Raw genomic sequence first — 21915 nt, forward strand, 5'->3', positions numbered from 1 at the left:
ACAGCTCCGGATCCACGACGAACCAGGGCCGCACGCGACCCTTACCTGATCCGTACACAACACCCGTACAGTCGCTCGCATGGCCGATCGGGACGATGTCGCGCATCTGCTCCGGCGCGCCACCTTCGGCCCCACCGCCGCCGAGGTGGACGCGGCGGAGCGGGCCGGGATGCTGCCCACCATCGACCGGCTGCTGGGCGGCGGTCCGCCGGACCGGGGGGCCACCGCCACTCCGCCGCCCCGGCTCGGGCCGGACCCGTACGCCGCACTCCCCCAGCGGCCGAGCCGCGAGCAACGGCAGGCCGCCAACAGGCAGCGGAACAGCCAGGTCGATCAGGTGCTCGCCTGGTGGGTGGATCGGATGGTGGCCGCCGAGCACCAGCTCGCCGAGAAACTGATCTTCTTCTGGCACGGTCACTGGGCGACCAGCGCGCAGAAGGTCAAATCCGCACAGCTGATGTTCGGCCAGTTGGAGACGTTCCGGCGGCACGGTTCCGGGTCGTTCGGCGCGTTGACCGCCGCCATGGTCCGCGACCCGGCTCTGATCCTCTGGCTGGACGGCCAGAAGAACACCCGGAAGGCCCCGAACGAGAATCTGGCTCGCGAACTGATGGAGCTGTTCGTCCTCGGCATCGGCAACTACACCGAGGACGACGTGAAGGCCGGAGCCCGGGCGCTGACCGGCTGGACGATCGACCGGCGCACCGGCGGCGCGCGGTTCGCGGCCCGGCGGCACGACCCGACGGACAAGACGATCCTGGGCCGGACCGCTCCGTTCACCGCCGAGTCGTACGCCCAGTTGCTGTCCGACCAACCGGCGGCCGCGACCTTCCTGACCAACCGGTTGTGGTTCCGGTTCGCCGGAACCGACCCGGCCCCGGCCCTGCGGGCCACGACCGACGTCCCGACGGCACTCCGGCGGGTGCTCACCGCCCCGGAGTTCGCGGACACCCGTAACCAGCTCGTCAAGCAGCCGGTGGAATGGGCCGTGGGGGCGATGCGGCAGCTCGGCGTCAGCCCCGGTGATCTGGACGACAAGCGACGCCGGCAGCTGCGAGCCGGGCTGACCGGGATGGACCAGGTGCCGTTGCGGCCGCCGAGCGTGGGCGGCTGGCCAGCCGGTGCGGCGTGGCTGACCACGTCGTCGTTGCAGGCCCGGATGCGTCTCGCCGACCTGTTCGCCGGAGCCATGTCGCCCGCGGTCGCGCGCCGGTTGGCCGCCGCGCCGCCGAAGGGCCGGCTCGACGCGCTGGCCCGGCTGCTGGTCGTGGACCGCTGGACCGAGCGCAGTCGCCGCGCGTTGGACCCACTGTCCGGCGATCCGCGGCGGCTCGTGGCGGCTGCGCTGGTCAGCCCCGAGTACACCGTCTGCTGAGAGGGAGAGCACCGTGGACGCCCTGACCCGGCGGAAGTTCCTGATCACCAGCGGCGTGGTCGGGGCTGGCGCGCTGGCCGCCGGTGCCGGCACCTACACCCTCACCGACATCATGGAGACCGGCGGAGACGCCGACCCCGCGGCCAACACGTTGGTCCTGGTGACGCTGTACGGCGGCAACGACGGGCTGAACACCGTCATCCCGTACGCCGATCCCGCATACCAGACCGCCCGGGCCGAGTTGGCGTACCCGGTCGAGGAGATCCGCAGGCTGGACGACCAGGTCGGACTCAACCCGGCGCTCGCCGGGCTGCACGCGATGTTCGGCCAGGACGAGCTGGCCATCGTCCGCGGCGTCGGCTATCCGCGACCGGACCGGAGCCATTTCCGCTCGATGGACATCTGGCAGACCGCCCAACCGGATCGACCCGGCACGACCGGATGGCTGGGTCGGTGGCTCGACGGCGCGGGTGCCGATCCCCGCCTGGCCGTCTCGTTCGAGCCGGCGCTGCCGCCGCTGCTGGCCGGGGCGCGGAGCGCCGGAGCGGCGGTACCGGTGACCGGCCGGGCCGCCGGACGGATCGAGCGGGATCCGACGACCGCCGCGTTCGCCGCCGCGTCCCCGGGTGAATCGCCGGCCCAGGCGCGGGCCGCCGCCTGCTTCGCCGACCTGCGCGCGGTCAATCAGATGATCGCTGAGGTCCGTGAGGCGGCCGAATCGACCGACGACGACGACAACGGCGACGGCGGCGCCACCGCCACCGGCGGCGCCCGCACCCCGCTGGCCGCGCAGCTCGACCTGGTCGCTCAGTGCGTCGAGGCCGGCGCCGCCAGCCGGGTCTTCTCGGTGTCGCTGGGCGGCTTCGACACGCACGCCGACGAGAAACAACTCCAGGCGGTGCTGCTGGGCCAGGTGGACAAGGCGCTGACCGGCTTCGTGGAACGGATGCGTCGCACCGAGACCGGTCGCCGGGTGGTGGTCGCCGTTTATTCGGAGTTCGGCCGGCGGGTACGCGCCAACGCCTCCGACGGCACGGACCACGGGACGGCCTCCGACGTGTTCCTGCTCGGCGCCGGAGTACGCGGCGGGTTGTACGGCGAGCCGCCCAGCCTGACCGACCTGGACGACGGGGATCTGAAGTTCACCACCGACTTCCGGGATGTCTACGCCACGCTGCTGGAACGGGTGCTGGGCAGCGACCCTGGCCGCGTTCTCGACGGCTGGTCCGGTCGGCTTCCGGGGGTTTTCGACTGAGCCCGCCGGCTCAGTCGTCCTCCTCCGGGTCCTGGTTGGCCTCCGCGCCGAGGACGAACGCCTGCATGGCCAACTCGTCGCCGGCCGGCGAGACGAATGCCGGCAGCTCGCGTGGGCCCAGTTCCAGGACGTACGACCAGAAGATCCGGACGGCCTCGGCCTGCGACCCGGCCTCGATCGGCAGGTCCAGGCTCACCAGCCAGGTGCGGCGGTCCCCCGGCGCCGGAACGCGGGCCGCCAACCGCCGGTAGGTGTCCCCGTCGATCGGGGTGACCCGGCCGGTCACGGTCAGCCCGGTCGCGGGGACCGGCCGGTCCAGCGCCCGCCGAAGGTACGCCACGACCAGCGTGCCGTCCTCCCCGTCCAGCGGATCGTCCGGGTCCGTCCGGGTGGCGGCCGTGGTCACCGGGCTGACCCGGCCCACCGCCACCACCAGCGGCGTCTCCTCGTCACGAACGATGAGAACGTCGTCCCCGGGCCGAGGCCGGTGCGGCCCGTCCAGCCCGGTCAGCTCCAACAGCTCGTGCTGGACAAGCCGCTCCGCCTCGAACCGCTCGGTGGGCATCACCACCGCCCAGGCACTCATACCGGCTCCGTGCCGCGCACCGTCATGTCGCCCATCCCATCACGCGGCTCCGGCGGGCTCGCCGGCACATGGCAACCCGCCAGGTGGTCGTCCACCATCCCGGTGGCCTGCATCAACGCGTACGCCGTGGTGGGGCCGACGAAGCGGAAACCGGCTCGTTTGAGGGCCTTGGCCATGGCGGTCGACTCGGCGGTCAGCGCCGGGACCTCGGTCGGGCTGGTGGGCCGGGGCCGGGGCGGCGGCGCGAAACTCCAGAGCAAAGCCGCGAGGCCGCCGGGCAGGTCGAGCGCGGCCCGGGCGTTGGCGACCGCGGCCTCCACCTTGGCCCGGTTGCGCACGATCCCCGGGTCGGCGAGCAGCCGGGCCGCGTCCGCCTCCCCGTAGCGGGCCACCGTCTCGATGGAGAAGCCGGCGAACGCCCGCCGGAACGCCTCCCGTTTACGCAGGATGGTCAGCCAGGACAGGCCGGACTGGAACGCCTCCAGGGTCAGCCGCTCGAACAGGGCGTCGTCGCCGCGCAGCGGTCGCCCCCACTCGCCGTCGTGGTAGGCCATGTAGTCGGGGGTGGAGGCGCCCCACCGGCAGCGGGCCAGCCCGTCCTTGCCGACCACCAACCCGTCGGGAGCGGTCGACGACCCGGCGGCTCCAGCCGCCGCCGCACCCGCTCCAGCCGCCGCCGGGCCCGTCCCGGTCACCAGATCCGTCACGGTGCCCACGTTATGCCACCCCACCGACGCCATTGCCTCGCCCGGTGCCAGTGCCTATCGTCAATAGTTACCCGCCGGTACGACGGAGGTGCGGCGTGCGCGACCTGCCCGACATCATCACCTTGTCGATCCCCGCCTTCCTGCTGCTCATCGTCCTCGAACGGGTGTCATACCTGCTTCATCGCGACGACGACGAGGTCGGGTACGGCGGGGCCGACACCGCGACCAGCCTGGCCATGGGACTCGGCAGTATCGGGGCGGACCTGCTCTGGAAGGTGCCGATCGCCGCCGCCTACGCCGTCCTCTACGCGCTCACCCCGCTGCGCGCCGGCGGATCATGGTGGATCTGGCCGTTGCTGCTGATCGCCCAGGATTTCTGCTACTACTGGTCACACCGCAGTCACCACGTGATCCGCATCCTCTGGGCCTGCCATGTGGTGCACCACTCCTCGCAGCGGTTCAACCTCTCCACCGCGCTCCGCCAGCCGTGGACCGGGCTCACCTCCTGGATCTTCTACATCCCCTTGATCCTGCTCGGCGTTCACCCCGCGGTGCTGGCCTTCCTCGGCTCGGTGAACCTGCTCTACCAGTTCTGGATCCACACCGAGCGGATCGACCGCATGCCGCGCTGGTACGAGGCGGTGTTCAACACCCCGTCACACCACCGGGTGCACCACGCCTCACAGGGCAGCTACCTGGACCGCAACTTCGGCGGCATCCTGATCGTCTGGGACCGGCTGTTCGGCTCGTTCGCCCCCGAACGGGAACGCTGCGTCTACGGCCTCACCAAGAACATCAACAGCTACAACCCGCTGCGGGTGGCCTTCCACGAGTACGCGGCCATCGGCCGCGACCTGCGTACCGTGCGCGGCTGGCGGAACCGGCTGGGGGTGCTGTTCCGGCCGCCGGGCTGGCAGCCCGCGACGGGCGCGGCTCCGGCCGGCGTCACCGCCACCGGCACGACAACGACCGGCGACGCCGCGCTCAGGGCAGCTGACCTCTCTCCACGAGCCGAGCCAGCCGCTTCAGGGCCTGGGTGAGCCCCACCTTGGAACCCGGCCAGAGCACCGGCCAGGTCATCCGCCCGGCGGCGCCGCCGGGCAGGTGGAACCATTCGTGCCAGACCACCTGCGTGCGCTCCCGGTCCATCTGGGTGCAACGCAGCACGCCGGGACCGCGCAGCAGCGCGCCGGTGTGCACCACCCGCACCTCGTACGGCGGGTCCACCCGCACCACGCGCATCTCATCCCGCAGAATGGCCGGACCCAGCGCGGTAACGGCCTCGATACGGCTGCCCTCGCCCCCATCGCCCTCGACCACCCGGACCCGGGTGAACGGGATCCACTCGCCCTGGCGTTCCCATGAGGTGAAGGCGGCGAACACCCGGTCCGCCGAGGCGTTGACGATGACCGTCGCGGTCACCTCACCGGCACCCGGCGCAGCGGCGGCGCGCAGCTCGTCGGCGCCGGTCGGCTCGGTCACGCCCGGTCCGTCCAGAGCGGGGTGCCGCGCATGTCCGCAGTGGGTCGGGCGAACGGATCCGCCGCCGCCATGTCGCGCGTCTCCACCTCGGGCTCGCCGTCTGTTCCGGCCCCCGTAACCGATGGTCGTGGCCCGGCGAGGTCGCCGGTCGGCACGGTCGGGAGCGCGTCGGTCGCCGGTCGGTCCGCCGCGGCCTCCGTGCCGATCCCGGTCGCCGGTCGGTCCGCCGCGGCCTCCGTGCCGATCCCGGTCGTCCTGGCGGAGGCGGCCGTCTCCCGCGCGTCGCGCAGCGTGTCGGCGTCCGCGATCCGTCCCTCGCGCAACGCGGTGACCTCCGCTTCCAGCACACCGATGAGTTCGTCCTTGTACCCGATGTCGTACGCCGCCCGGGTCATCGCCTGGTCGACCTGGCTCATCCGGTACCCGCGCAGCGCGGTGTCGAAACGGACATGGGCCACGTCCTCCTCCCGGAGCGGGCGGTTGGTCGGCAGCGGGACGGCCCGGCCGTCGGGCTCGGCCGGAGCGAGGCCGGAGTCACCCCCGGTCATCAGCACCGCGACCCCGAACACCACCGCCGCGACAGTCAACGCGCCGGCCAGAACGAGCAAAAGCTGACCCATGGCCCCGATCGTGGCATGCCGACCCGGGTGGGGGTAGCCCGCCACACGGGACCGGGCGGGCCCGGATAGCGTCGAGGACACCGCCGATGATCGTCGAGGAGGGGCCGGATGACGGGTGCGCTACGCCTGGGTGGCGCCGCTTTCCAGCCGGATGAGTTGGCCGTGATGGCAATCGTCAACCGTACGCCGGATTCGTTCTTCGACCGCGGCGCGACCTTCGCGGCGGACGCGGCGCTACGGTCCGTCGAGCGGGCCGTGCGGGACGGCGCCCGGATCATCGACATCGGCGGGGTCAAGGCCGGACCCGGCGCCGAGGTGGCCCCGGCCGAGGAGATCCGCCGCACGGTGGCCACGGTCGCCGCCGTGCGGGCAACCTTCCCCGATGTGGTGATCTCGATCGACACCTGGCGTGCCGAAGTGGCGACCGAGGCGGTCGCGGCCGGCGCGGACCTCATCAACGACACCTGGTCCGGCTTCGACCCGGCGCTCGCCGAGGTCGCCGCGCGGACCGGCGCGGGGCTGGTCTGCTCGCACGCCGGCGGCCTCCCGCCGCGTACCCGCCCGCACCGGATCGGGTACGCCGACGTGGTGGCCGAGGTGGTGGCCACGGTCACCGGACTCGCGGCGCGGGCGGTACGGCTCGGGGTGCGACCGGACGGCATCCTGATCGACCCGGCTCACGACTTCGGGAAGAACACCCGGCACTCGCTGGAGGTGACCCGGCGACTCGCGGAGTTGACTCGGACCGGCTGGCCGGTCCTGGTCGCGCTGTCCAACAAGGACTTCATCGGGGAGAGCCTGGACCTGCCGGTGGACCAGCGGCTGGAGGGCACCCTGGCGGCCACCGCGGTGTCGGCCTGGCTCGGCGCCCGGGTCTTCCGTGCCCATCAGGTGGGTCCGACGCGTCGGGTGCTGGACATGGTGGCCACGATCAGGGGCGATCGGCCACCGGCGGTCTCCCGACGCGGTCTCGCCTGACTGGGAGCCCCGACCCCTTCCTGTTGATCAAGAGGTTCGCGTCATGGGAGGGCCCGCGGACGACGCAAACCTCTTGATCAACTCGGGACAGGGGATCAGGTCCAGCGCAACACGTTCTTGCGCCAGGCGTAGAGGATGCCCAACGCGACGATCGCGATGAAGATGGCCATCTCAACCGCCGTCGTCGCCCCGAATCCCGGCCGGTCGAACACCATTGCCCAGGGGAACAGGAACACCGCCTCGACCGCGAACAGGACGTACAGGTAGGCGTAGACGTAGTAGCGGATCTGCATCTGGGCCCAGTCCTCGCCAACCGGGTCGAGACCGCACTCGTACGTGGACCGCTTGCCCGGTGGTTCCGCGGGCTGGCCGGGCCGCAGCAGGCGGTTGGCGGTGAAGGCCACGACGAAGACCGCGGCGCCGGCGAGCAGCAGCAGCCCGAGCGTGGCGTACGACCCGAGGTAGCCGGTCATGCCCGAAGCCTACCGCTCCCGGCACAGCGCGGAGTCACCCTGCGCGACCCATCAATGACACAACGATCCGTTACGAAGTTGTTTCGTCTGCCGACTAGTGCTGGATGGCAAGTATCCCCGAATAATGAGGGGCCGTGCTCGACCCGGGTGCAGGCTCGTTCAGCGTGCGGGGGGATCCATGGCAGGTGACGACGTCCGGACGGCACGCCGGCCCGGAGCGGCACGCCGGCCGGTGCCGCGCGGCCGATCGGCGGCCCTCGTCGGCGTCATCGTCGCTGGCCTGCTTGTCGGTGCCGCGCTGATCCAGCCGGTCGACACCGTTCACCTCCAGCCGGTCGCGGCACCGGACACCGCCGGGCCCGAGGGAACCCCCGAACCGGAGACGCCCACCAGCCCGCCGCAGACCGAACCGGCCCCGTCGGACACCCCGAGCACGCCACCGACGAACCCGTCGCCAAGTACGCCGCCCCCGGTCACCGAGTCGCCGACGAGTCCGCCGCAGGGTGAGCCGACCACGACTCCGCCGGTCGCCACCCCGACGACGAGGAGCCCGGTGCCGCCCCGGCCGCCGAGCCAGCCCGGCCCCGGCCGTCCCAACCAGCCCGCCCGCGGCGTCTCGGTGACCACCGACGACCTCACGCTCAGCCCGCAGTACTGGTCTGCTCCGGCGACCGTCGTCGACCTGCGGATCACCGTGGCGAACACCGGCGAGGTGGCCGAGTCGATGCGGCTCGGCTACACGATGCCCCCGGGGTTGACCGACGCCGGAACCCCCGGCTGCGCCACCGCCGGCGCGGAAGGCTGGCAGTGCGCGGCGTGGACAGTCGCCCCCGGAGACCGGTTCAGCACCCGGGTCCGGGTGCGGGTGGCCGGTGACGCGTGGCGCCGGATGCCGTTGAGTGGGTCGGTCCGGGTCAGTTCCACCGTGCCGAATGACCCGGGGGCCCAGCCTATTAGCGACGACCAGGGCTTCGCGGTCCTGTTCCCGCCCGGTCCACCGGTGCCCGGGATCTCGCTGGCCGCCAGCGAGGTCAGCTTCGACATCACCGGCCAGCCGACGACACTGGAGGTGCGGCTCGGCAACACCGGTGCCGTCGACGCGGCGGGCGCCATCGAGGTCGTGCTGCCGCGGGGCGTCACCGTCCCGACCATCGCGGCGGGCTGTGCCGCCGCCGGTGACGACCGCACCCGCTGCGATCTGGGCCCGATCGCGGCGGGCGCCACCGGCACGGTTCGGCTGCCGGTCGCCGCCACCGAGGAGGCCCAACGCAACGCTCCGCTCTCCGGCGCGGTGATCGGCACGATCACGCCACGTGTCGGCGGCCCACGGACCGTCCAGATGAGCTTCCGGATCGTCGCGGTGGCGGCGCTTGTCACCCCGCCAGCCGGCGTCGGCCCCACCGGATCCCAGGGTGCCCTGCCGTCGCTTACCAACGCCGGGGACGGGGACGGCCTGTCCAGCGTGCAGAAGACCGCGATCGCGTTGATCGGCGCGTCGGTGCTGCTGGTGGTGCTGGCCCTCGGCCTGGCCACCACCTCGCTGCGGCGGCGGATGGGCGGCGCGCCTCCCGCGATCCGCGAGGAAGCCGTTCCCAGCGAATAGCGTGATTCCAGTTACTGCTGAGCCGGGTGCGGCGCCAACCGCGCGGTATGTCCGGATAGTGACCCCCAGTCCCACCCACCTTGCCGGCGGATCCCTGGCCGATCCGACGTAGGCTCTCAAGGTGAGCAGGTTGGCCGGACGCGCCCAGGCGCGCACCCGCCGCCGGTACGTAGGGAGGGGAACGGGACCGTGACCAAGCAGGTCCGTCAACTCGACCGAGTGGTGATCCGGTTCGCCGGCGACTCGGGCGACGGGATGCAGCTGACCGGTGACCGGTTCACCTCGGAAACGGCGCAGCTGGGCAACGACATCTCCACCCTGCCCAACTTCCCCGCCGAGATCCGGGCGCCAGCCGGCACCCTGCCCGGTGTGTCGAGCTTTCAGGTCCACTTCGCCGACTACGACATCCTCACCCCCGGCGACGCCCCCAACGTGCTGGTGGCGATGAACCCGGCGGCGCTCAAGGCCAACCTGGGCGACCTGCCGCGCGGCGCGGACGTCATCGTCAACACCGACGAGTTCACCAAGCGCAGCCTCGCCAAGGTGGGCTACCAGACCGACCCGCTCGGCGACGGGTCGCTCGACGGGTACGCCGTCCATCCCGTGGCGTTGACCTCCATGACCGTCCGGGCCCTGGCCGAGCACGACGTGTCCAAGAAGGACGCGGAACGGGCCAAGAACATGTTCGCGCTGGGGCTGCTGTCCTGGTTGTACTCCCGCCCGTACGCGTCGACGTTGCGGTTCCTGGAGCGCAAGTTCGCCGCCCGGCCGGAACTGGTGGCGGCCAACGTCGCGGCGTTCAAGGCCGGCTGGAACTTCGGCGAGACCACCGAGGACTTCGCCGTCCGATACCAGGTCAAGCCGGCGAAGATGACCCCCGGTACCTATCGCAACATCACCGGCAACCAAGCGCTCTCGCTCGGCCTGGTCGCCTCCGGGGTGCGCTCCGGCCTGCCCGTTTTCCTCGGCGCCTACCCGATCACCCCGGCCTCCGACATCCTGCACGAGCTGAGCAAGCACAAGCGGTTCGGCATCACCACCATGCAGGCCGAGGACGAGATCGCGGCGATCGGCGCGGCGCTGGGTGCGTCGTACGGCGGGTCGCTCGGCGTCACCACCACGAGCGGACCGGGTGTGGCGCTCAAGGGCGAGACCATCTCGCTCGCCGTCGCCCTGGAACTGCCGCTGGTCGTGATCGACGTGCAGCGCGCCGGGCCGTCCACCGGCATGCCGACCAAGACCGAGCAGGCCGACCTGAACATGGCGCTCTTCGGCCGGCACGGCGAGGCGCCGGTCGCCGTGGTCGCGCCCCGCTCCCCGTCGGACTGCTTCCACGCCGCGCTGGAGGCCGCCCGGATCGCGCTTAGCTACCGCACGCCGGTGATCCTGCTGTCGGACAACTACGTGGCCAACGGCTCCGAGCCGTGGTTGCTGCCCGAGGTGGACTCGCTGCCCGACCTTCGGGTCGAGTTCGCCACCGAGCCCAACGGCGAGGATGGCAAGACCTTCCTGCCGTACCTGCGGGATCCCGAGACGCTGGCCCGACCCTGGGCGACCCCGGGCACCCCGGGCCTGGAGCACCGGATCGGCGGCCTGGAGAAGGCCGACAAGACCGGCGACATCTCGTACGACCCGGCGAACCACGACTTCATGGTGCGCACCCGGGCCGCCCGGATCGAGGCCATTCCGGTGCCGGACATCGAGGTCGACGACCCGGACGGCACCGCCCGCGTGCTGGTTCTCGGCTGGGGTTCGACGTACGGCCCGATCGGCGCCGCCTGCCGCGGCCTGCGGCAGCGCGGGCTGCCGGTGGCCCAGGCCCACCTGCGGCACCTGGCGCCGATGCCGGCCAACCTCGGCGACGTGTTGCGCCGCTACGAACGTGTCGTGATTCCGGAGATGAACCTCGGCCAGCTCGCCGGTGTGATCCGGGCCCGCTACCTGGTCGACGCCATCGGCTACAACCAGGTCCGGGGCCTGCCGTTCACCGCGGCGGAGCTGGAGTCCATGCTGGAAGAAGTGGTCAAGAATGCCTGAGCCCGTCGCTGTCAAGCTCACCGCCAAGGACTTCAAGTCCGACCAGGAGGTGCGCTGGTGCCCCGGCTGCGGCGACTACGCCATCCTGGCGGCCGTCCAGGGCTTCATGCCGGAGCTGAACATCCCCCGCGAGCGGATCGTGTTCGTCTCCGGGATCGGCTGCTCGTCACGCTTCCCGTACTACATGAACACGTACGGGATGCACTCGATCCACGGTCGCGCCCCGGCGATCGCCACCGGCCTGTCGACCACTCGCCCGGACCTGTCGGTCTGGGTGGTGACCGGCGACGGCGACGCGCTCTCGATCGGCGGCAACCACCTCATCCACGCCCTGCGCCGCAACGTCAACCTGAAGATCCTGCTGTTCAACAACCGGATCTACGGGCTGACCAAGGGCCAGTATTCCCCGACCTCGGAACTGGGCAAGATCACTAAGTCGACGCCGGTCGGTTCGGCGGACTCGCCGTTCAACCCGCTGTCGCTGGCACTCGGCGCGGAGGCCACCTTCGTGGCCCGGACCATCGACTCGGACCGAAAGCATCTGCAGTCCGTCCTGCGGGCCGCCGCCGAGCACGAGGGATCCGCCTTCGTGGAGATCTACCAGAACTGCAACATCTTCAACGACGGCGCGTTCGAGCAGCTCAAGGAGCCGGCGACCCGGGACGACTACCTGATCCGGTTGGAGCACGGGCAGCCCATCACGTTCGGGGCCGACGGGCAGTTCTGCGTCGTCCACCCACCGGGCGGCTTCGGCCTGGAGGTACGCGAAACCACCTCCGTCGCCGCGGGCGACATCGTGGTGCACGACGCGACGGTGGCGGAGCCGGCGTACGCCTTCGCACTGTCCCGGCTGCCCGGCTTCGACCTGCGCAACACGCCGATCGGGGTGTTCCGCGACGTCGCTCGGCCGTCGTACGACAGTCTGGTTCAGGAGCAGCTCGCCGCCGCGAAGGACAAGGCCGAGGGCACCCCGGACGAGCGGTTGTCGGCCCTGCTCAACGCCGGCGACACCTGGACCATCCTGTAAGTGCGAGTAAGGCCGCCTATCACCGCGCGGTGATAGGCGGCCTTGCCATGCTGACGATTCGGGTGTGGGTCGACGTCCGCACCGCCTCTGTCGACATCAGGGTAACGTGAAGTAGTGTCATCGTTACTCATCGAGATCGTCGGAGGCTGCGGTGACCCAACTGTCGTTGTTCGGCCCGGATGGATCCGACCCCGACCCCAAGCCGGCCAGCGATCAGGTGAACCGTCTTCGACTACTCGTAACCGTCAAGGCGGCACCCAACCCGTCCGAACGCTATGGCGAGACGGTTTGCGTGGCGGGACTCAGCCTTGACCTGCATCGCCGTGGCTGGATCCGGCTCTACCCCATCAACTTTCGTGAACTGACCGACGAGGGACGGTTCCGCAAGTACGACATTGTTTCCGTGGCAGCCAAACCCGCACGCCAGGACCAACGTAGGGAGAGCTGGAAACCGATACTGCACAGCTTGACGAACGAAGGACACCTGGCCCCCTGGAAGCACCGCAGGAAGTGGCTGGATCCACATGTCGAGGAATCGATGTGTCGCCTCAACCGAAGCTCCCGTGACGACCCATCCGCACAGTCTCTGGCGCTCGTCCGCGTCATGGACGTCAGCGGCCTGATCCTCGAACCTCATCCCGGCTGGACGCCCGAGGAACAACGGAAGATCAATCTCTACGTCAACCAACTCGATCTTTTCGCCAGCCATGACCGCACCCCGTTGGAGGCACCGCGATTCCGTTGCGCCTACCGTTACCGGTGCTGCGACCCGACATGCCGCGGTCACCGCCAAGGCGTACTCGACTGGGAGCTTGTCGCGTTACAGCGCAGGCTCGGCCGATCGGACGCCGAAGCGCTGAACAATCGCCAGGCTTCCTGAAGCACAACCTCGCGATGGCACCGATGCTGTTCCGCCTCGAAACACAACACCGCGACGCGTTCCCGATTACCTGCCGCCGCCAGCGCCGCGAGCGCGGCCTCGGATTCGGGGCGTTGCAACAAGCTGGCGAAGGTCGACCGCGCACGCATCAGTTCGGCCGCCGTGCCTCCGAAGCCCGCCGGTTACTCTTCGGGTTACCTAGCTCCCGGCGATGCTCGTAGCTGATCCCCGCCTCGGACATGGCCCGCATCAGCGCGCCCTTGCTGAGACCCGGCTTGCGGGAGATCGCGTTCAACCGCACATCAACCAATCGGGAGACCCCCGACGCAACCAGGTAAGCCGTCAACTCTTCGGCCGTTCGCCCCTCGTAACCGACACCGGTGAGGCCGACCGGTCCGTCGAAGGCGTCATCAAGCATGGCGTCAGCCTCTCACGGCTCATCACAGCAGTACGAGGAACCTCGCGGAACGAGGACCAGGAAAGCACCGGAGCGAGGGTGGTGGAGAAGCGCCAGGCCGCGTCGTCAGGAAGCGACGCCCTGGACGCTGTCGATAAGCGCGGTAATGGCGCGGCGAATGCGGTCGTCCGCCGCCGGGTCGGTGCCATCGGTGAGTGCGACGTGCTGGAGAACGCCGATCACGGCCAGGGCCAGCGCTTCGGGGTCGGCGCGTGACGATATCCGCCCGTGCCGTCGTTCGGCGGCCAGGTAGTCGACGGTGGCGCGTTCCAGCGGGCGCAGGGCGGCGGTTCCCGTGCCGAGAACCGCTTCGACCGCCGCCACCAACCCGGGGCGGGCGGCGAACAGCCGGGTGACGGCCAGCCGGGTGATCGGTGGCGTGGCGAGGACGGCCTCGCCCAGATTAGCGGCGACGACGGCGGTGCCGGCGCGCTCGGGCAGCCCGGCCGCCGCGGCGGCGATCTGGAAGCTCCGGTCGACCGCGTAGCCGATCAGGAAGTCGTCGACGTTCGCGAAGTGGGTGAACAGCAGTCCCGTCGCGACGCCGGCTTCGTGGGTCACGGCCCGGCTGGTGAGCTGACTGGGGCCCGCCGTGGCGATCACCCGTTCCGCGGCGGCGAACAGGTGCTGCCGAGGTTCGGTGATGGCGACTCCGCGTGGCATTCCCCGAGTCTAAGCGGCTTGCGCCGGGATGAGCAGCCGCTCATACTGCTTTGAGCATCTGCTCATTCTCATTATCGGGAGCGCACGCATGACACGAGCGGTGATCGTCGGCGCCGGCATAGCCGGGCTCGCCACGGCCCTACGACTGGCCCAGGATGGATGGGACACGCTCGTGGTGGAGCGTTCCCCGACCCGGCGCAGCGGTGGCTATCTGGTGAATCTGCTCGGTGCCGGATTCGACGCCGCCGAGCAGCTCGGGCTGGTCCCCGCCCTCTCCCCCCGCGCATTGGGCCTGTTCACCACCGTGCTGGTCCGTGCGGACGGCCGGCCGAAGCTCACGGTGCCCGCCGCGGTCGCCGAGGCGGCACTGGGCCCCCGCACCATGACGGTGTTCCGGGCGGACCTGGAGACCGCACTGTTCGAAGCGGCACGCGACAACACCGAAATCCGGTTCGGCACCACGGTCTCGGCCATCCACCAGGACGCCGATCGGGTCGAGATCAAACTCAGCGACGGCGCCACCGAGGAGGCCGACCTGCTGGTCGGCGCCGACGGCGTCCACTCCGCGACCCGGACGGCGATGTTCGGCCCAGATCACCGGGTCGATCTGCCTTATGTGGTGGCCGCGTTCCCGCTCGCGCACCCGGTGGCGGCCGTGCCGGAGTCCGCCGCCACGACTTTCATCGGTCCCGGACGCACGGCGGCGGTGGTCAACCTGGGCCCGCACCGGTCCTCGGCCTTCTTCACGTACCGGTGCGACGACCCGACCCGGGACATGGAACGCGGTCCGGTGGAGGCGCTTCGCACGGCGTTCGGAGACCTCGCCGCGGGCGTGCCCGAGGCGCTCCGGCACCTGGAGACCGACCCGGGCAGCGCCTACTTCGACCGGGTCAGCCAGGTGCGCGTGCCGCGCTGGAGCACCGGCCGCACGGTGCTTCTCGGCGACGCCGCCTGGTGTGTCACCCTCTTCGCCGGGCACGGCGCGGCCCTGGCGCTCGCCGGCGCCGACCAACTCGGATCCGCCCTGCGACGACACGACGACATCCCGTCAGCGCTGGCGGAATGGGAGACCGGTCTGCGACCCGAGGTGGTCAAGCGGCAGGCGCTCGCCCGTCGCGGGATGTACCAGTACGCGCCACCGAGCCGGTTCCACGTCTGGATGAACGACGTGACAATCCGAGCGATCACCCTCCCCGGCATCCGCGGCCTCGTCCGACGCGGCATCGAGCGGCAGAACCGCTGAGGTGCACACCTGGGAACCGGGACACCTCCAGCGACGGCGCTGCGTCAGCGGTTGTTCGGGGCCAGGCCCGGCCCCGGCGGCGCGCCGGTGGCGGCCGGATCGCGGTCGTCCCGGACATAGACGAGCATGTCGCCGGTCTCCACCTCGACGCCCTCCGGGTCGGCAAGCGGCACCACCTTTCCCCGGCGAACCAGCGCGATGACAAGTGTGTTGAGTTCGCGCGGGCCGAGCCCGACCTCGTGGCGCTCGGCCGACCGCATGGCCAGCGCCATCCCCTGACCCGGGGTGAGCAGGTCCTCGACGACGTCGATCAACGGTGGCGCGGAGGTCGACAGGCCCAACAGCCGGCCGGCGGTGGCGGACGAGACGATGACGTGGTGGGCGCCGCTCTGCTTGAGCAGCGGGGCGTTCTCGGCCTCGCGGGCGGCCGCGATGATCCGGACCTGGCCCGCGGTGAGCTGCCGGACGGTAAGCGTGACCAGAACCGACGCGTCGTCGCTGTCGGTCGCGATGATGACGGTCTTGGCGGACGTGACGTGCGCCTGCTTGAGCACGCCGGACCGGGTGGCGGACCCCTCCACGGTGACCAGCCCCGCCGCGGTGGCCTGCCGGATCGCCGACCCGCTGCTCTCCACCACAACGATCTTGCTCTTGTCGAAGCCGGTCTCCAGCAGAGCGGAGATGGCGCTGCGGCCCTTGGTGCCGTAGCCGCAGATGATGACGTGACCCTTCAACTTGCTCCTCCAGCGCGACAGGCGCAGCCCGGTCCGGTACTGCTCGGTCAGCACCTCCAGGGTCGTACCGACCAGGATGATCAGGAACAGCACCCGGGCCGGCGTGATGACCAGCACGTTCACCAGCCGGGCCGACGCCGAGGCCGGGGCGATGTCGCCGTACCCGGTGGTCGACAGCGACACGACCGCGTAGTAGAAGCAGTCGAGCAGGTCCACGCCGTCCCCGTTGACGTCCCGGTAGCCGTCGCGCCCGATGTAAACGATCGCGACGACGAGCAGGACCAGCGCGATCGCGGCGCCGATCCGCAGGGACAGCGCGCGCAACGGGCCGCGTCGCACGGCGGGAAAATGGATCACTGTCGATCCTGCTCAACCCCGGCCCGTCGGCACACGACCCACACGATAGCGGGTGGCCATCGAGCCTTCCCGCCCGAACGCATGAATCCGTGATGTTCGATTCATTTGAACATCTTTCGGTACCTGAAAACTTTCTCGGAATGGTTGTGCGGCGCGCCGGCGAGCCGCAGGCTGACTCACCGGCGACACTCGGAGCCGGGACCCGGGATGTTGCGACGTCCTCCCCCGTCTCTCCCGGAGGTGCCGGTGAACGCCCGCCTCGACGTCCCCGCGGGGACGATCGTCACGCTGCGCAAGAACGATTGGCGGTGCGGCGGATATCCGCTGTCGCTGCGCGTCGAGCAATTGCGACACGACCTGTCCCGGTACTACGACAACCGGTGGATCTGGGTCATCGGCCAGTCCCTCGACCCACAGGGCGCCCCGATCGGCGAGGTCAAGGTGCTGGTCCGGGTCGACGCACTGCGTTCCGCCTGACCAATTCCCGCCCAGGGCTTGCGCTCGCCGCGCCGGTTGTGAAACTTTCCTTCCTACAGTAGATCCCCCTCGGCGAATCTTGCCGATCTGCTGCCGACCCGGCCCTGACGAAGGGACGCACGTCGCATGAAGGCACCACGACTGTCCGCCGCCGCGCTCGCCGTCGCCCTGCTCGGCGCGCTCGCCACACCGACCCCCGCCGCCGCGGACCCCGGCCCCACCGGCCCGGCCGCGTCCGGCACCGACACCAGCCAGAACTGCACCACCGATCCGGCCGCCCCCAAACGACAGTTCCGGGCGATGTGGATAGCGTCGGTGGTCAACATCGACTGGCCCACCGCGGCCTCCCGGACCTCGCCCGACCGGATCGCGGTCCAGCAAGCCGAATACCAGGGCTGGCTCGACCTGGCCAAGCGACTCAACCACAACGCCGTGGTCGTCCAGGTCCGACCGACCGCCGACGCGTTCTGGCCATCGCCTTACGAGCCGTGGTCGGAGTACCTGACCGGGGTCCGGGGTCAGAACCCCGGTTGGGATCCGCTGGCCTACCTGGTCAGCGAGGCCCACAAGCGCAACCTCGAGTTCCACGCCTGGTTCAACCCGTACCGGATCTCGATGCCGGCACCGGGCGGCGCGGGCGCCGACATCAACCAACTCGCCCCCGGCCACCCCGTCCGGGAGCATCCCGAGTGGGCCGTGGCCTATCCGGTGAATGCCGCCGGTTCGCGGCTCTACTACAACCCGGGAATCCCCGCCGTACGCGAGTTCGTCCAGACCGCGATGATGGACGCCGTCCGGCGGTACGACCTCGACGGGGTGCACTTCGATGACTACTTCTACCCGTACCCGGCGGCCGGTCAGGACTTCCCGGACGACGCCACGTTCGCCGAGCACGGCGACGGGTTCGCCGACAAGGCCGACTGGCGCCGGCACAACATCGACCTGCTGATCCAGGAGATGGGCCAGAAGATCAAGGCGGCCAAGCCGTGGGTGAAGTTCGGCGTCAGCCCGTTCGGCATCTGGCGCAACAAGGCCGCGGATCCGCTCGGCTCGGACACCAACGGCTCCCAGTCGTACGACGCCAACTTCGCCGACACCCGCAAATGGGTGAAGGAGGAGTGGGTGGACTACATCGTGCCGCAGATCTACTGGAACATCGGCCTCCCGGTCGCGGACTACGCCAAGCTCGTCCCGTGGTGGGCCGAGGTGGTCCGCGGCACCCGGGTGCACCTGTACGTCGGTCAGGCGGACTACAAGATCGGTGAGCCGGGCCAGCCGGCCGCCTGGCAGGACCCGGCGGAGATGTCCCGGCATCTGACCTTCAACCGGGACCATCCGGAGGTGCTGGGCAACGTCCACTTCAGCGCCGTCCAGGTGCGCGCGGACAAGCTCGGCGCCACCACGCTGTACGCCGCCGAGCACTACTCGCGCCCGGCGCTGATCCCGACGATGAGCCATCTGCCGGCGAAGCCGCTGATCTTCCCGCTGGTCACCGCGGCCACCCGGACCGATGACGGGGTACGGCTCAGGTGGCAGCCGGTGCTCGACGGGGTGGGACCGCTCGGCACGGCCGCCTCCTACGCTGTGTACCGCTTCGACGGTCGGGTCGTGCCGGACCGATGCGGCTTCGCCGACGCCCGGCACCTGATCGCCACGGTTCGCGCCACCTCCGGCGAGCAGACGTTCCTCGACCCGACGGCGGTTGCGGGTCAGCGGTACACCTACGTCGTGCGCTCGGTGGACCGGCTCGCCAACGAAAGCCCGGTCGGTCTCCCGCACTTCGTGAACTGACCGAGAAACGAATGCCCCGGGTCGGGTCAGCGGCCTGGGGCATTCGTTCGTTTACGCACCAGGCGCGAAAAGATGGCTTCCATCGGTAGATCGTTAACTACCGATTGCCGAAGACTGGACCCCCACCGGACGACCCCGCCGGTGCAACCACAGTCCGGACCCGGACCCCCACCCCGGAGGTACCCATGCCCCGCCGGATCGCCACCCTGCTCGCCTCGGGTTTCCTGGCCCTGCTCACCCTGCTGTCCGCCGCCGCACCGGCGTCGGCGGCGGTAAGCCAGGAACAGAAGCTCTCGGTGCTGTCGAGCTGGACCCAGACCAGTGTCAGCAGCTACAACGCCTGGAACTCCGGCCGCGCCAACCAGGCGGCCTGGGCCGAGTACAACTTCGACTGGTCCACCGACTACTGCTCGTCGAGCCCGGACAACCCCCTCGGCTTCAACTTCACCCTCTCCTGCTACCGGCACGACTTCGGCTACCGGAACTACAAGGCAGTGGGCCTGTTCTCGGCCAACAAGTCCCGCGTGGACAGCGCGTTCTACGAGGACATGAAGCGGTCCTGCGCCACGTACAACTCGTTCGTGCGCCCAGCCTGCTACAGCCTGGCCTGGACCTACTACCAGGCGGTGCGAGCCTTCGGCTCCGTGGCCGTGAGCCAGGCCGACCTGGACCGCGCGGCGAAGATGAAGGCTGACGGCGAACGGCGGATGGCCGCCGCCGCGCGGTAGGGCTGGCTTTCTCCCGTAGCGTCCTGGCGGGTATGCCTCTCGGGCATGGACATGCCGGAGGGGCATACCCGCGACGTGCCTGATCACCTCCGACGGCGAACCGCGTCAGGGCCGGGTACGCGTCGTTGACTCGGGAATCGGCGCGGCCAGATGGCCGCCGAACCAGCCCGCCGCGTGCCGGGCGACCTCCTCCAGCGTGCCCGGCTCCTCGAACAGATGGCTCGCCCCCGGGACCACCCGCAGCTCGGCCCGACCCGACAACGATCGCAGCGCCCGCTCGTTCAACTCCAGAACTTCCCGGTCCAGGCCGCCCACCAACAACAGCGTCGGCGCCCGCACCCGGGTGAGTTCGGCACCGGCCAGGTCAGGCCGGCCGCCCCGGGACACCACCGCCGCGACGGCCCGGGACCGGGCCGCTGCAGCCACCAGCGCGGCCGCCGCGCCGGTGCTGGCACCGAACAACCCGATCGGCGATGGTTGCCCCCCGTTCCCCTCGGCGAGCCAGTCCACGATTCCGGACAGCCGGCCAGCCAGCAGGGGAATGTCGAAGCGCAGCTCGGCCGTCCGCAGATCGACGACCTCCTCCTCGGCCGTCAGCAGGTCAACCAGCACGGCGGTCAGCCCGTGCTCGGCGAGCGCACCGGCCACGGCGACGTTCCGGGGGCTGCGCCGGGAGCTGCCGCTGCCGTGGGCGAACAGCACGAACCCGGTCGACCGGGGTGGGGCCAGCAGGTCGGCCGGCAGCCATACGCCGGACGTCGGAATGGTGGTTTCGGTCCTTCGCGCGTCCATCTGCCACCTCCTCGGGTCGGGATACCCGAAACCGGCGCGAGCAGTCCCGTACCGCCGACCGCGACGCGTCGGGTTTGTCCGTCCGGGCTCCGGGAAGGCGCCGGTATCCGCGACCCGGGCAGCCGCGTCGCGTCGTCGACGATCGCGAGGAGCGCCATGAGTAGCACCGAACCCGGCCCGCACGCATCGCCGCAGGGCAACCAGGACCCCACCGCCGAGGGACGCGGCCGGAACCGGAAGAAGCCGGCCAGGAAGGAGAGCTGGGCGGACCGAGCCGCTCAGGCCCGCACCGCGGACGACGAGCGAGCCGTCGCCCCGCACGACAGGGCCGGCGTGCCGTCCACCGGCGATCAGCGCTGAACCCGTATGCCATATTTCGGGTCGAGATGGGCGTGGGACGCGCCGACATCGATGGATGTTCCACTAGCCTGACTCCCGGTCACGTCCATGTGGCATCCCTCGACGTGCGGCGCCGGTCACCGGCGCCCACGTCGCGAGCCGTACGGGCGACGGCCGACGGGAGGGGCACGGATGTCCTCGATCGCAGGTCCACGAACGGCGCGGCGGCTCGTCCTGCTGCTCGCCTCGGCCCTGCTCGCGCCGACTGTCATCCTGCCCCAACCAGCCATCGCCGGACCTCGGCCGGTCAGCCCCAGCCCCGCCAACGAGGGTGGCACCCCGTTGCTGCGTGACGTGCTGGAGGCGACCGGACGCGGATACGTGCGGGCCAACGCGGCTGCGGCCGCCTCTCGGACGCGCCAGCGGACCCTCGATGCCGAGCTTCGGGCGATAAACGATCGCCTAGCCGCGCTCGCCCCGCAGGTGGCCGAGGTGACCGCCGAGGCTTACCGGCTGGGTCGGATCGGACCCACGACGATGCTGCTCAACAGCGCGTCGCCGGACCAGTTCCTGGCCCGGGCCAAGAGCCTTGAGGTGTTGGCCCGACGCAACGACGCCCGGCTGAGCGCGCTGCACGCCGCCCGCTCGCGCGCCATCCGGGCGAAGGCCCGGATCGACGCCGAGGTGGCCGAGGAACAACGACTGCTCAGCGTGATGGCCAGGCAGAAGGCCGACGCGGAACAGGCCCTGCGGCTCGTCGGCGGTGAGAGCACCCGCGGTTTCGTCAGCGCCACCTCGCCGATCGCCCGGCAATCCCCGCGGGGCAGCGACGGCTCCTGGCCGCGGCAGTCGTGCACGGAGAACGACCCCACCACCACGGGATGCGTCACCCCGCGGCTCCTCTTCGCTCTCAACGAGGCCAACCGGGCCGGGTTCACCCGGTTCGTCTCGTGCTTCCGGCCCGTCGGCCCGTACGAGCACCCCAAGGGCCGAGCCTGCGACTTCTCGTCAAGCCGGCGGGGCTTCAGCGGCGACGCCGGCGGTGCCGAGCGGCTCTACGGCAACAACCTCGCCGCCTTCTTCGTACGCAACGCGGACAAGCTCGGGGTGCTCTACGTCATCTGGTACCGGCAGATCTGGTTCCCGGCCACCGGCTGGCGGTCGTACGGTGGCGCGTTCGGCGACCCGTCCAGCGACCACACGAACCACGTTCACCTGTCGGTGCTGTAACCCGAACCCGAGGTTGATCATGAAGTTAGCGGGCGTTCTGGAGATCAAAGTCGCTGCCAACTTCATGATCAACCGGGCTGG

The 21915-nt window shown here is 70.6% G+C and carries 24 protein-coding genes; 14 read left to right on the plus strand and 10 right to left on the minus strand.

The window, feature by feature from the left end; all coding sequences use genetic code 11:
* Positions 1-79 precede the first annotated feature (79 nt).
* Entirely contained in the window at positions 80-1375 is a 1296-nt protein-coding gene (locus tag ACFQUZ_RS02220; protein ID WP_377437105.1) for a DUF1800 family protein, read from the plus strand.
* 13 nt (positions 1376-1388) lie between these two features.
* Positions 1389-2630, plus strand: coding sequence for a DUF1501 domain-containing protein (locus ACFQUZ_RS02225; RefSeq protein WP_377437107.1), 1242 nt, complete (start codon positions 1389-1391; stop codon positions 2628-2630).
* A gap of 10 nt (positions 2631-2640) precedes the next feature.
* On the opposite strand, the gene ACFQUZ_RS02230 is transcribed toward ACFQUZ_RS02225, so the two are convergent.
* Positions 2641-3216: a hypothetical protein gene (locus ACFQUZ_RS02230; RefSeq protein WP_377437108.1), complete on the minus strand. Its 576-nt coding sequence runs from the start codon at positions 3214-3216 to the stop codon at positions 2641-2643.
* Positions 3213-3830, minus strand: coding sequence for a DNA-3-methyladenine glycosylase I (locus ACFQUZ_RS02235; protein ID WP_377437487.1), 618 nt, complete (start codon positions 3828-3830; stop codon positions 3213-3215). Before ACFQUZ_RS02235 ends, ACFQUZ_RS02230 begins: the two co-directional genes overlap by 4 nt.
* 188 nt (positions 3831-4018) lie before the next feature.
* On the opposite strand from ACFQUZ_RS02235, the gene ACFQUZ_RS02240 reads away from it, so the two are divergent.
* Positions 4019-4963 (plus strand): sterol desaturase family protein, encoded by a 945-nt coding sequence (locus tag ACFQUZ_RS02240; protein ID WP_377437109.1) that lies wholly within the window; start codon positions 4019-4021, stop codon positions 4961-4963.
* Here ACFQUZ_RS02240 and ACFQUZ_RS02245 read toward each other — a convergent pair.
* Positions 4908-5405 (minus strand): SRPBCC family protein, encoded by a 498-nt coding sequence (locus ACFQUZ_RS02245; RefSeq protein WP_377437110.1) that lies wholly within the window; start codon positions 5403-5405, stop codon positions 4908-4910. The two genes, ACFQUZ_RS02240 and ACFQUZ_RS02245, sit on opposite strands and share 56 nt — an antisense overlap.
* On the minus strand, positions 5402-6025 hold the full coding sequence (locus ACFQUZ_RS02250; protein WP_377437111.1) for a DivIVA domain-containing protein: 624 nt from the start codon (positions 6023-6025) through the stop codon (positions 5402-5404). Before ACFQUZ_RS02250 ends, ACFQUZ_RS02245 begins: the two co-directional genes overlap by 4 nt.
* A gap of 108 nt (positions 6026-6133) precedes the next feature.
* Between ACFQUZ_RS02250 and folP the strand changes: the two genes are divergently transcribed.
* Complete coding sequence (folP, locus tag ACFQUZ_RS02255) at positions 6134-7003, plus strand: dihydropteroate synthase (RefSeq protein ID WP_377437113.1); 870 nt, start codon at positions 6134-6136, stop codon at positions 7001-7003.
* Positions 7004-7098: 95 nt separating this feature from the next.
* Here the strand turns inward: folP and ndhC are convergent, their stop codons facing one another.
* Entirely contained in the window at positions 7099-7476 is a 378-nt protein-coding gene (gene ndhC, locus ACFQUZ_RS02260) for an NADH-quinone oxidoreductase subunit A (RefSeq protein ID WP_377437114.1), read from the minus strand.
* Positions 7477-7654: 178 nt separating this feature from the next.
* On the opposite strand from ndhC, the gene ACFQUZ_RS02265 reads away from it, so the two are divergent.
* From ACFQUZ_RS02265 to ACFQUZ_RS02280, 4 genes are all read left to right on the plus strand, one after another.
* Positions 7655-9079 (plus strand): hypothetical protein, encoded by a 1425-nt coding sequence (locus ACFQUZ_RS02265; RefSeq protein WP_377437115.1) that lies wholly within the window; start codon positions 7655-7657, stop codon positions 9077-9079.
* 189 nt (positions 9080-9268) lie between these two features.
* Positions 9269-11116, plus strand: a complete 1848-nt coding sequence (locus ACFQUZ_RS02270; RefSeq protein WP_377437116.1) for a 2-oxoacid:acceptor oxidoreductase subunit alpha — start codon at positions 9269-9271, stop codon at positions 11114-11116.
* Positions 11109-12143, plus strand: coding sequence for a 2-oxoacid:ferredoxin oxidoreductase subunit beta (locus tag ACFQUZ_RS02275; RefSeq protein ID WP_377437118.1), 1035 nt, complete (start codon positions 11109-11111; stop codon positions 12141-12143). The genes ACFQUZ_RS02270 and ACFQUZ_RS02275 overlap by 8 nt, the downstream gene beginning before the upstream one ends.
* Before the next feature lie 151 nt (positions 12144-12294).
* Complete coding sequence (locus tag ACFQUZ_RS02280; RefSeq protein ID WP_377437120.1) at positions 12295-13023, plus strand: hypothetical protein; 729 nt, start codon at positions 12295-12297, stop codon at positions 13021-13023.
* Here the strand turns inward: ACFQUZ_RS02280 and ACFQUZ_RS02285 are convergent.
* From ACFQUZ_RS02285 to ACFQUZ_RS02295, 3 genes are all read right to left on the minus strand, one after another.
* Positions 12927-13172: a DUF488 family protein gene (locus tag ACFQUZ_RS02285; RefSeq protein WP_377437121.1), complete on the minus strand. Its 246-nt coding sequence runs from the start codon at positions 13170-13172 to the stop codon at positions 12927-12929. The two genes, ACFQUZ_RS02280 and ACFQUZ_RS02285, sit on opposite strands and share 97 nt — an antisense overlap.
* Positions 13172-13441 carry a DUF488 family protein gene (locus tag ACFQUZ_RS02290; protein WP_377437123.1) on the minus strand — a complete coding sequence of 90 codons (270 nt, stop codon included), beginning with the start codon at positions 13439-13441 and terminating at the stop codon, positions 13172-13174. The genes ACFQUZ_RS02285 and ACFQUZ_RS02290 overlap by 1 nt, the downstream gene beginning before the upstream one ends.
* 105 nt (positions 13442-13546) lie before the next feature.
* Complete coding sequence (locus ACFQUZ_RS02295; RefSeq protein ID WP_377437124.1) at positions 13547-14143, minus strand: TetR family transcriptional regulator; 597 nt, start codon at positions 14141-14143, stop codon at positions 13547-13549.
* Positions 14144-14231: 88 nt separating this feature from the next.
* Between ACFQUZ_RS02295 and ACFQUZ_RS02300 the strand changes: the two genes are divergently transcribed.
* Positions 14232-15386, plus strand: coding sequence for an FAD-dependent oxidoreductase (locus tag ACFQUZ_RS02300; RefSeq protein ID WP_377437125.1), 1155 nt, complete (start codon positions 14232-14234; stop codon positions 15384-15386).
* A 44-nt stretch (positions 15387-15430) separates the two neighbouring features.
* On the opposite strand, the gene ACFQUZ_RS02305 is transcribed toward ACFQUZ_RS02300, so the two are convergent.
* A complete protein-coding gene (locus ACFQUZ_RS02305) occupies positions 15431-16477 on the minus strand; it encodes a potassium channel family protein (RefSeq protein WP_377437126.1) in 1047 nt (348 codons plus the stop codon).
* 246 nt (positions 16478-16723) lie between these two features.
* Here ACFQUZ_RS02305 and ACFQUZ_RS02310 point away from each other — a divergent pair, with 246 nt between their 5' ends.
* The 3 genes from ACFQUZ_RS02310 (at position 16724) to ACFQUZ_RS02320 (ending at position 19473) form a co-directional block, all read left to right on the plus strand.
* Complete coding sequence (locus ACFQUZ_RS02310; protein ID WP_377437127.1) at positions 16724-16954, plus strand: hypothetical protein; 231 nt, start codon at positions 16724-16726, stop codon at positions 16952-16954.
* Between the two features lie 126 nt (positions 16955-17080).
* The gene (locus ACFQUZ_RS02315) at positions 17081-18745 is read left to right on the plus strand and encodes a glycoside hydrolase family 10 protein (protein WP_377437128.1); all 1665 of its coding nucleotides are present in this window, start codon (positions 17081-17083) and stop codon (positions 18743-18745) included.
* Positions 18746-18930: 185 nt separating this feature from the next.
* Positions 18931-19473, plus strand: coding sequence for a phospholipase (locus ACFQUZ_RS02320; protein WP_377437129.1), 543 nt, complete (start codon positions 18931-18933; stop codon positions 19471-19473).
* A gap of 105 nt (positions 19474-19578) precedes the next feature.
* Here ACFQUZ_RS02320 and ACFQUZ_RS02325 read toward each other — a convergent pair whose 3' ends face one another.
* Positions 19579-20265: a dienelactone hydrolase family protein gene (locus tag ACFQUZ_RS02325; RefSeq protein WP_377437130.1), complete on the minus strand. Its 687-nt coding sequence runs from the start codon at positions 20263-20265 to the stop codon at positions 19579-19581.
* A 156-nt stretch (positions 20266-20421) separates the two neighbouring features.
* On the opposite strand from ACFQUZ_RS02325, the gene ACFQUZ_RS02330 reads away from it, so the two are divergent.
* Entirely contained in the window at positions 20422-20625 is a 204-nt protein-coding gene (locus tag ACFQUZ_RS02330; RefSeq protein ID WP_377437131.1) for a hypothetical protein, read from the plus strand.
* A gap of 171 nt (positions 20626-20796) precedes the next feature.
* A complete protein-coding gene (locus tag ACFQUZ_RS02335) occupies positions 20797-21834 on the plus strand; it encodes a coiled-coil domain-containing protein (RefSeq protein WP_377437132.1) in 1038 nt (345 codons plus the stop codon).
* Positions 21835-21915 lie beyond the last annotated feature (81 nt).

Origin of the sequence: Plantactinospora sp. GCM10030261 (assembly GCF_042666615.1) — a bacterium.
Taxonomy (GTDB): domain Bacteria; phylum Actinomycetota; class Actinomycetes; order Mycobacteriales; family Micromonosporaceae; genus KBS50.